Annotated in this window: 3 protein-coding genes; all 3 read right to left on the bottom strand. The window is 62.8% G+C overall.

Annotation, left to right across the window (positions count from 1 at the left end):
* Positions 1–116: 116 nt before the first annotated feature.
* The 3 genes from UB31_RS27295 to rpoB all read right to left on the bottom strand — a co-directional run bounded on the left by UB31_RS27295 (position 117) and on the right by rpoB (position 10,810).
* Complete coding sequence (locus UB31_RS27295; RefSeq protein WP_045013103.1) at positions 117–2,177, bottom strand: FAD-dependent oxidoreductase; 2,061 nt, start codon at positions 2,175–2,177, stop codon at positions 117–119.
* Positions 2,178–2,369: 192 nt separating this feature from the next.
* A complete protein-coding gene (gene rpoC / locus UB31_RS27290; protein WP_045013102.1) occupies positions 2,370–6,566 on the bottom strand; it encodes a DNA-directed RNA polymerase subunit beta' in 4,197 nt (1,398 codons plus the stop codon).
* Between the two features lie 128 nt (positions 6,567–6,694).
* Entirely contained in the window at positions 6,695–10,810 is a 4,116-nt protein-coding gene (rpoB, locus tag UB31_RS27285; protein WP_045008224.1) for a DNA-directed RNA polymerase subunit beta, read from the bottom strand.
* Positions 10,811–11,069: the final 259 nt, after the last annotated feature.

Genomic DNA, 11,069 nt, shown 5'->3' with positions numbered 1-11,069 from the left:
CGGCCGGCATGACCGCAGAGAAAGCAGAGAAATAGCGGACGGCCGCTATTGCACCGATTCTATGCGATCAGGATGAATTCGGCAAAGCAATTGGCGAGTTCATTCGATCCCAAGCGCTAGTCGTCGCCTTCGTCCTCGACCTTGTCGAAGAACGAATAGCGCAAGCTGTCGGCGTCGGCATACCATTGACCCGGGCCCTTGTTGGCGGCGAGCGTCGCCTCCCAGAGCGCGTCGGTGCAGTCCTTGCGGTGCATCGCAAGATCGAAGCCGTTGCCGAAGAACAGCTCGGACCATTCCCACCAGGTGCCGAGCTTCTTGACGCCGCGCAACAAATCGTAGCGATCGATCAGCGCAGGCGCCATGTCCGAAGTCACCGAGCCGAATACGACGCCGGTCCTGACCACGCGGTTCAGCTCCTTGATCGCGCGGACCACCTGCTTCGGGGAAATATGGCAGAGGCTGGTCTCGAACACGAAGTCGAACGCACCGTCCTTGAACGGCATGTCGGTGATCGAGCCGAGCTTGTTGTACTTCTTGAGCGCCTTCGGCGTCCTGGCGTGGATGGCGCGGTTGTTCTCGATGCCGAAGGCATCGATGCCGCGCTCGCGCAGCGCGCCAACCAGCTCGCCGCTCGCGGAGCCCGCGACCAGCAGCTTGGCGCCCTTCGCCTTGCCCCAGACGATGCCGATCAGTTTTGCCAGATAGTCGGGATCCGTGAATTGCTGCCACGCTTCGCCGTACGGGCCCTGGCCGCGATAGTTCTCGAAATATTCGCGGTCGATCTTGTTCGACAGCGGCTTCGCATCCTGGCTGCGCGCGCGGCGCAGGCGCATCATCTCGGTCAGGATGATGTCGGTCGCCGCATCCGATGAGTCGAGTAGGCCGTTCAGCGTCGAGTCGAACAGATAGTCGCCGACCACCACGATGCCGGGATGCTCCTTCGGCTCGGGCCGGTGATTGGTCATGACGTCGCGCACGGGCAGACCGCCCGGAATAGCGTTCACCGACGACAGCCAGCGGTGGATCTTGCCTTCCATGAAATGCGCGCACGCATTGCCGAGCGAAGCCGGCAGCGATTTCAGCGCCGCATCGATCAGCTCCTGGTCCGACAAATTGGCGAAGGCCAGCGCGTCGGAGCCGGGAATCAGCCAGTTCAGCACGCCGTGCTTGCCGACGTCGTGGCGCGCGCCCTCGTTGTAGACGCAGCAGCCGCCGAAGGCTTCCGACATGAACCAGGCGCCGGAAATCTTGTCGCCCCAGAACGGCGTATCGAACAGGACCGAGACGCGCAAATAATGCGCCGGCCGATCGAAATAGGAGACGTGCTTGACCATCGACTTGCGGAGCTGCTCGCCTTCCCAGCCCATGGTCGCAAGCCAGGAATGCGGCAGGCAGACCAGCACGAGATCGAAGTCGCGCGTCTCCGGTCCCTTGCCGTTCATCATCTTGAGCTGATAGCGCCCGGTCGACGCCTTGCCGACGGCGAGCACACGGTGATTGAGCTGGATGTCGGCATTGACCTCCGACTGAAGGCACTCGACGATCTGCTCGTTGCCGTTCTGGATGGAGTAGAGGCCGATATAGCCGTCGACATCCATCAAATAGTTCTTGAGCGCGTTGAGCCCGTTGGTGTTGTGGCTCTCGGTGGCGAGGTCGGAGCGCGCCATCACCTTGAAGAAACGCTTTGCGGTCTCGTCCTCGACCTCTTCATCGAGCACCTGCTCGGCGGTCTTGTAGGCCCAGGGATTCTCGTTGTCGTGTGCGCCGACGCCTTCGTAATATTCGATCGGCGACATCTTGTCGGCGCAACGCTTGCGGAACGCCTCGATGGCGGCCGCGGTCTTCGCACCGTATTTGCGGCGCATGCCGGCGACGTCGTTGAGGAGCTCGCCGCCGAACTGCACCTGCTCGGCGTCCATCGGAATGGTCTGCAAGCCAAAATGCTGGATCAGCTCGCGCAGCGGGTCGGGCCCGGTCATGGAGTAGTCGTAGATCTCGGCGACGCCGGCCTCGTACATCGCGGGCGCGGAATCGAATTTACGCGTGACGATCTTGCCGCCGAGCCGGTCGGAGGCCTCGTAGATGGTGATGCGGCAGAGGTCGCCGAGCTTACGCTTCAGGTACCAGGCGCTCATCAGCCCGCCGGGGCCGCCGCCAACGATTGCGAGATCAAGCATGTCAGTTCCGTGGTCTCCGGCCGTGCCCCCGTCACGGGACCACCGGTCTAAGCTCCCTTAGCAGAAGCTCTTTTCCGCCTGAAGGAAAGATGAACAAAGGTTGGTCCTGCACCGCAGCAAGCAAACAAAGCAGCAAAAAGGCCGGCTTGCGCCGGCCTTTTCATTGTCCTCGGTATTCTTACGGATGAACCGTCATTCCGCGGGCGGCAGCGCCATGGGCTCTACTTCCGGCGCCGGCGGCACGACAGCCGCCTGCTTCTCGCGCTCGTCGAGGATCATCTTGTCGCGCTTCACGGCGACTTCGCGGATCTTGGCCATAGAGGCGCCGGTGCCTGCCGGGATCAGCCGGCCGACAATGACGTTCTCCTTGAGACCCTCGAGCGGATCGACCTTGCCGTTGACCGCCGCTTCCGTGAGGACGCGGGTGGTCTCCTGGAACGAGGCCGCCGAGAAGAAGGAGCGGGTCTGGAGGCTCGCCTTGGTGATGCCGAGCAGAACCGGCGTACCCGTGGCGATCTTCTTGCCCTCTTCCTTGGCCTTCTCGTTGATCTGGTCGAACTCGATCTTGTCGATCTGCTCGCCCGAGATCATGTCCGTGTCGCCCTGGTCGGTGACTTCCACCTTCTGGAGCATCTGACGGACAATCACCTCGATGTGCTTGTCGTTGATGAGCACGCCCTGGAGCCGGTAGACCTCCTGGATCTCGTTGACCAGATAGGCCGCGAGCTCCTCGATGCCCTTGACCGCCAGAATGTCGTGCGGTGCCGGGTTGCCTTCCACGATGAAGTCGCCCTTTTCGACGACGTCGCCGTCCTGAAGGTGGATGTGCTTGCCCTTCGGGATCAGGTACTCGCGTGCCTCGTCGGTCTTGTCCATCGGCTCGATCGAGATGCGACGCTTGTTCTTGTAGTCGCGCCCGAACCGGATGGTGCCCGCGATTTCGGCGATGATCGCCGCATCCTTCGGACGCCGTGCCTCGAACAATTCCGCCACCCGCGGCAGACCGCCGGTGATGTCGCGCGTCTTGGCGCTTTCGGTCGAGACACGGGCGAGGATGTCGCCCGCCTGGACCTTGGCTCCGACGTCGACCGACAGAATGCCGTCGACCGACAGCATGTAGCGGGCATCGCCGCCACGGGCGAGCTTAAGGACCTTGCCGTCCTTGCCCTTGACCACGATGGCCGGACGCAAGTCCGCACCGCCGCGCTGCGAGCGCCAGTCGATGACCACGCGCTTGGCGATACCGGTGGCTTCGTCCAGCGTTTCCGTGATCGACTGCCCCTCGACCAGATCCTCGAAGCCGATGGTACCTTCGACCTCGGTGAGAAGCGGACGGCTGTAGGGATCCCACTCCGCGATACGCTGGCCGCGCTTGACGGAGTCGCCCTCGTCGACATGCAGGCGCGAACCGTACTGGATACGGTGCGTTGCCCGCTCGGTGCCTTCGGCATCGACGATCGCCACCACCATGTTGCGCACCATCGCGACCAGATGGCCTTCGCTGTTACGGGCGATGGCCTTGTTCCGGATCACGATCTTGCCGTCGAAATTGGATTCGACGAACGATTGCTCGTTGAGCTGCGCCGCACCGCCGATGTGGAAGGTGCGCATGGTGAGCTGGGTGCCCGGCTCGCCGATCGACTGCGCCGCGATGACGCCGACCGCTTCGCCGTGGTTGACCGGCGTGCCGCGGGCGAGGTCGCGGCCGTAGCACTTGCCGCAGATGCCGTTGACGAGCTCGCAGGTCAGTGCCGAGCGGATCTTCACCTCCTGGACGCCACCCTGATGGATGGCATCGAGATGGCTCTCTTCCATCAAGACACCGCGCTTGATGATCACCTTGCCCGAGCTGTCACGCACGTCTTCGCAGGCCGTGCGTCCGAGGATGCGCGAGCCGAGCGAAGCGACCACGGTGCCGGCATCGATGATGGCGCGCATCTTGATGCCGAGCTTGGTGCCGCAATCGTCCTGCGTGATGATGCAGTCCTGCGCCACGTCGACCAGACGCCGCGTCAGGTAGCCGGAGTTCGCGGTCTTCAACGCGGTATCCGCGAGGCCCTTACGGGCGCCGTGGGTCGAGTTGAAGTACTCGAGCACCGAGAGACCTTCCTTGAAGTTCGAGATGATCGGCGTCTCGATGATCTCGCCCGACGGCTTGGCCATCAGGCCGCGCATGCCGGCGAGCTGGCGCATCTGCGCCGGCGAACCACGCGCACCGGAGTGCGCCATCATGTAGATCGAGTTGATGTCGGCATCCGCTCCGCTCGCCGTCTTCTTGGTCGAGGAGATCTCCTTCATCATCGCCTTGGCGATTTCCTCGGTCGCCTTCGACCAGGCGTCGACGACCTTGTTGTACTTCTCGCCATGGGTGATCAGACCGTCATTGTACTGCTGCTCGAAATCCCTCGCCAGCGTACGGGTGGCATCGACGATCTTCCACTTGGAGTGCGGCACGACCATGTCGTCCTTGCCGAACGAGATGCCGGCCTTGAACGCGTTGTAGAAGCCGAGCGCCATGATGCGGTCGCAGAAGATCACCGTCTCCTTCTGACCGCAGTGGCGGTAGACTTGGTCGATCACGCCGGAGATTTCGCGCTTGGTCATCAGCTTGTTGATGATCTCGTACGAAATCCGCGGGTTCTTCGGCAGCAGATTGCCGAGCATGACGCGACCCGCAGTGGTCTCGATCCAGCGCGTCGAGACCTTGCCGGTCTCATCCATGCCCTGCCACCGATACTTGATCTTGGTGTGGAGGTGGATGACCTTCGCGTGCAGGGCATGCTCGAGCTCGGCCATGTCGCCGAACCGCTTGCCCTCGCCGGGCAGGCCTTCCCGCATGACCGAGACGTAATAGAGACCGAGCACGATGTCCTGCGACGGCACGATGATCGGCTGACCGTTTGCCGGATGCAGGATGTTGTTGGTCGACATCATCAGGACGCGCGCTTCCAGCTGCGCTTCGAGCGACAGCGGAACGTGCACGGCCATCTGGTCGCCGTCGAAGTCGGCGTTGAACGCGGCGCAAACCAGCGGATGAAGCTGGATCGCCTTACCCTCGATCAGCACCGGCTCGAACGCCTGGATGCCCAGGCGATGCAGCGTCGGCGCGCGGTTCAAGAGCACCGGATGCTCGCGGATCACCTCGTCCAGGATATCCCAGACCTCGGGCCGCTCCTTCTCGACGAGCTTCTTCGCCTGCTTGACGGTGGTGGACAGACCCTTGGCGTCAAGCCGCGAATAGATGAACGGCTTGAACAGCTCGAGCGCCATCTTCTTCGGCAGGCCGCACTGATGCAGGCGCAGCTCGGGACCGACCACGATCACCGAACGGCCCGAATAGTCGACGCGCTTGCCGAGCAGGTTCTGGCGGAAGCGGCCCTGCTTGCCTTTGAGCATGTCGGCGAGCGACTTCAGCGGACGCTTGTTGGCACCGGTGATGACGCGACCGCGGCGGCCGTTGTCGAACAACGCGTCGACGGCCTCCTGAAGCATGCGCTTCTCGTTGCGGATGATGATGTCCGGCGCGCGCAGCTCCATCAGCCGCTTCAAGCGGTTGTTGCGGTTGATGACGCGGCGGTAGAGGTCGTTGAGGTCCGAGGTCGCGAAGCGGCCGCCGTCCAGCGGCACCAGCGGACGCAGGTCCGGCGGGATCACCGGGACCACGGTCAGGATCATCCATTCCGGCTTGTTGCCGGAATGGCGGAACGCTTCGACGATCTTCAGGCGCTTGGCGAGCTTCTTGTGCTTGATGTCGGAGTCGGTCTCCTGCATCTCCGCGCGCAAGGTCAGCTCGAGCTTCTCGAGGTCCATGCCCTTGAGCAGCTCGCGGATCGCTTCCGCGCCGATCATGGCAGTGAAGGAATCCTGGCCGTACTCGTCCTGCGCCTTCAGATACTCGTCTTCCGACAGCAGCTGACGGTCCTTCAGCGCGGTGAGGCCCGGCTCGAGAACGACGTAATATTCGAAGTAGAGGATCCGCTCGAGATCCTTCAGCGTCATGTCCAGCAGAAGGCCGATGCGCGAGGGCAGCGACTTCAGGAACCAGATGTGGGCAACGGGCGCCGCGAGCTCGATATGGCCCATGCGCTCGCGCCGGACGCGCGACAGCGTGACCTCGACCGAGCACTTCTCGCAGATGATGCCCTTGTACTTCATGCGCTTGTACTTGCCGCACAAGCACTCGTAATCCTTGATCGGCCCGAAGATGCGCGCGCAGAACAGGCCGTCGCGCTCGGGCTTGAAGGTACGGTAGTTGATGGTCTCCGGCTTCTTGATCTCGCCGTACGACCAGGACAGAATCTTCTCGGGGCTCGCGATCGAAATCCGGATCTGGTCGAAGACCTGAGCCGGCGTCGTCGGGTTAAAGAGATTCATAATTTCTTGGTTCATCGTCTTCTCCTCGCGTGCCGGTCGCCTCCGGCAGCAAATTCGAAAATCACTATGCGGGGCGCCCTTCCCTCAAGGCCTTGGGAGGGGCGCCGATGCCCGGCCGAGCCGGCCGGGCATGATAGATTGCGTTACTCGGCCGCTTCCGCAGTCCCCGGCCCGACCTTGGAATTGTGCAGGTCGACGTTGAGGCCGAGCGAGCGCATTTCCTTGACCAGCACGTTGAACGATTCCGGAATACCGGCCTCGAAGGTGTCGTCGCCACGCACGATCGCCTCGTACACCTTGGTACGGCCGGCGACGTCGTCCGACTTCACGGTCAGCATCTCCTGGAGCGTGTAGGCCGCGCCGTAAGCTTCGAGCGCCCACACTTCCATTTCACCGAAGCGCTGGCCGCCGAACTGCGCCTTACCACCCAGCGGCTGCTGGGTGACGAGCGAGTACGGACCGATCGAACGCGCGTGGATCTTGTCGTCGACGAGATGGTGCAGCTTGAGCATGTAGATGTAGCCCACGGTCACCTTGCGATCGAAGGCATCGCCGGTGCGGCCGTCATAGACGGTCGACTGGCCCGAAGCGTCGAGACCTGCGAGCTTCAGCATCTCCTCGATGTCGGCTTCCTTGGCACCATCGAACACCGGCGTCGCGATCGGCACGCCGTGGCTCAGATTGCGGCCGAGCTCGATCAGTTCGCCGTCGTTGAGCGACTTGATCGTCTCGTCCTCGCCGTAGACCTTCTTCAAGGTTTCCTTCAGCGGCCTGATGTCCTGCTTCGCCAGATACGCATCAACTGTCTGGCCGATGCGCTTGCCGAGGCCGGCGCAAGCCCAGCCGAGATGCGTCTCGAGGATCTGTCCGACGTTCATGCGCGAGGGCACGCCCAGCGGATTGAGCACGATGTCGGCATGCGTACCGTCTTCCAGGAACGGCATATCCTCGATCGGCACGATCTTCGACACCACGCCCTTGTTGCCGTGGCGGCCGGCCATCTTGTCGCCGGGCTGGATCTTGCGCTTCACCGCGACGAAGACCTTGACCATCTTCATCACGCCGGGCGGCAATTCGTCACCGCGCTGAAGCTTCTCGACCTTGTCGAGGAAGCGCTGCTCGAGCCCCTTCTTCGACTCGTCGTACTGCTTCCGCATGGCCTCGATCTCGGCCATCAGCTTGTCGTTCGGCGAAGCGAACAGCCACCACTGCGACTTCGGGTACTCCTCGAGCACCGCACGGGTGATCTTGGTGTCCTTCTTGAAGCCCTTCGGACCGGCAATGCCCTGCCGTCCCTCGAGAAGCTCGGCAAGACGGTTGTAGACGTTGCGGTCCAGGATCGCCTGCTCGTCGTCGCGGTCCTTGGCCAGACGCTCGATCTCTTCCCGTTCGATCGCCAGCGCACGCTCGTCCTTGTCGACGCCGTGCCGGTTGAACACGCGCACTTCGACGATGGTGCCCTGCACGCCCGGAGGAACGCGCAACGAGGTGTCGCGAACGTCGGAAGCCTTCTCGCCGAAGATGGCGCGCAGAAGCTTCTCTTCCGGCGTCATCGGGCTTTCGCCCTTCGGCGTGATCTTGCCGACCAGGATGTCGCCGGCGCGGACTTCCGCGCCGATGTACACGATGCCGGCTTCGTCGAGGTTCTTCAGCGCTTCTTCCGAGACGTTCGGAATGTCGCGGGTGATTTCCTCAGGCCCGAGCTTGGTGTCGCGGGCCATCACCTCGAACTCCTCGATGTGGATCGAGGTGAAGACGTCTTCCTTCACGATCCGCTCGGAGAGCAGGATCGAGTCTTCGAAGTTGTAGCCGTTCCACGGCATGAACGCGACCAGCACGTTACGGCCGAGCGCGAGCTCGCCGAGATCGGTCGACGGACCGTCGGCGATGATGTCGCCCTTCTTGACGATATCACCGACCTTCACCAGCGGACGCTGGTTGATGCAGGTCGACTGGTTGGAGCGCTGGTACTTCATCAGCCGGTAGATATCGACGCCCGACTTGGTCGGATCGAGATCTTCCGTCGCACGGATGACGATGCGGGTCGCATCGATCTGGTCGATCACGCCCGAACGGCGTGCCGCGATCGCAGCACCCGAGTCACGCGCAACCACGCCTTCCATGCCGGTGCCGACGAACGGCGCCTCGGCGCGAACCAGCGGCACCGCCTGGCGCTGCATGTTCGAGCCCATCAACGCGCGGTTGGCGTCGTCGTTCTCGAGGAACGGGATCAGCGCGGCTGCGACCGAAACGAGCTGCTTCGGCGACACGTCCATGTAGTCGACCTTGTCCGGCGTCACCGGCAAGACTTCGCCGGCGTGACGGCAGACCACGGTGTCTTCGGTGAAGCGGCCCTTCGGGTCGAGCGGCACGTTGGCCTGCGCGACCGTGTAGCGGCCCTCTTCCATCGCCGAGAGGTACACGACCTCGTCGGTGACGCGGCCGTCCTTGACCTTGCGATAAGGCGTCTCGACGAAGCCGTACTTGTTCACGCGCGCGAAGGTCGCGAGCGAGTTGATCAGGCCGATGTTCGGACCTTCCGGCGTCTCGATCGGGCAGATGCGGCCGTAATGCGTCGGATGCACGTCGCGCACCTCGAAGCCGGCACGTTCGCGGGTCAGACCGCCGGGTCCAAGCGCCGAGAGACGGCGCTTGTGGGTGATCTCCGACAGCGGGTTGGTCTGGTCCATGAACTGCGAGAGCTGCGAGGAGCCGAAGAACTCGCGCACGGCGGCAGCCGCCGGCTTGGCGTTGATCAGGTCCTGCGGCATGACCGTGTCGATGTCGACCGAGGACATGCGCTCCTTGATGGCACGCTCCATGCGGAGAAGGCCGATGCGGTATTGGTTCTCCATGAGCTCGCCGACCGAACGCACACGGCGGTTGCCGAGATGGTCGATGTCGTCGATCTCGCCCTTGCCGTCGCGCAAATCCACCAGCGTCTTGATGACGGAGAGGATGTCTTCCTTGCGGAGCGTACGCTGGGTGTCGGGCGCATCGAGGTCGAGGCGCATGTTCATCTTGACGCGGCCGACCGCGGAGAGGTCGTAACGCTCGGCGTCGAAGAACAGCGACTGGAACATCGCCTGCGCCGAATCCAGCGTCGGCGGCTCGCCCGGACGCATCACGCGGTAGATGTCGAACAGCGCGTCCTCGCGCGTCATGTTCTTGTCGGCCGAGAGCGTGTTGCGGATGTAGGCGCCGACATTGACGTGGTCGATGTCGAGCAGCGGCAGCTCCTTGTAGCCCTGCTCGTTGAGGGCCTTCATGGACTTGTCGGTGATCTCTTCACCGGCTTCCGCGTGGATTTCGCCGGTCTTCGGATTGACGAGGTCCTCGGCGATGTAGTTGCCGACGAGTTCCGCATCCGACAGGCGCAGCGCCTTGAGCCCCTTTTCCTGCATCTGACGCGCACCGCGCACGGTGAGCTTCTTGCCGGCCTCGAGCACGACCTTGCCGGTGTCGGCGTCGATCAAATCGTTGATGGTCGAGTAGCCGCGGAAACGATTGGCGTCGAACGGAACGCGCCAGCCTTCCTTGATCCGCTTGTATTGGATCTTCTTGTAGAAGGTGCTGAGGATCGCCTCGCCGTCGAGGCCGAGCGCGAACATCAGCGACGTCACCGGAAGCTTGCGGCGACGGTCGATACGCGCATAGACGATGTCCTTGGCGTCGAACTCGATGTCGAGCCAGGAGCCGCGATACGGGATCACGCGGGCGGCGAACAAGAGCTTGCCCGAGGAATGGGTCTTGCCCTTGTCGTGATCGAAGAACACGCCGGGCGAACGGTGCATCTGCGAGACGATGACGCGCTCGGTGCCGTTGACGATGAAGGTGCCGTTCATCGTCATGAGCGGAATGTCGCCCATGTAGACGTCCTGCTCCTTGATGTCCTTCACCGACTTCGCGCCGGTTTCCTCGTCGATATCGAACACGATGAGGCGCAGCGTCACCTTGAGGGGTGCCGCGAAGGTCATGCCGCGCTGGCGGCACTCGTCGACATCGTACTTCGGCGGCTCGAACTCGTAGCGGACGAATTCCAGCATCGAGGTGCCGGAGAAGTCCGAGATCGGGAACACCGAGCGGAACACCGCCTGCAAGCCCTCGTCCGACCGCCCGCCCTGGGGTTCGTCGACCATCAGGAACTGGTCATAGGACGCCTTCTGAACCTCGATGAGGTTCGGCATCTCGGCGACTTCCTTGATGTGTCCGAAGAACTTGCGAACGCGTTTGCGACCGGTGAATGTCTGCTGCGCCATCGTGGCCTCTCATTTCGTCGCCCGCTTTGGGCGCGCCGTCCGGAACGCAGCTGCCGCCGCTCCCCGGGTTGAATTTTTCGAACCCGTTTTGGGGACCAGAAGTCCAGTTTCAGGCCGTCATGTCCTGAATCTGTTCTTCAGACCTTCAAAACGCAAAACGACGCGCGGGGCGCATAGGCACGCCCGCCCGTCACAACGATCGTTTTCACGGACTGCAAAAGCCCGAAATAGCTTGCTCTCCCAACGGCTTACAGGGAAA

This window comes from Bradyrhizobium sp. LTSP849, from assembly GCF_000938255.1.
In the GTDB taxonomy this organism is placed as follows: domain Bacteria; phylum Pseudomonadota; class Alphaproteobacteria; order Rhizobiales; family Xanthobacteraceae; genus Bradyrhizobium.
This window is presented reverse-complemented; position numbering and strand designations above follow the sequence as displayed.

Excerpts from the sequence above, each read along its gene's own strand:
- UB31_RS27295 (WP_045013103.1), bottom strand. The coding sequence starts at position 2,177 with ATGCTTGATCTCGCAATCGTTGGCGGCGGCCCCGGCGGGCTGATGAGC.
- rpoC (WP_045013102.1), bottom strand. The coding sequence starts at position 6,566 with ATGAACCAAGAAATTATGAATCTCTTTAACCCGACGACGCCGGCTCAG.
- rpoB (WP_045008224.1), bottom strand. The coding sequence starts at position 10,810 with ATGGCGCAGCAGACATTCACCGGTCGCAAACGCGTTCGCAAGTTCTTC.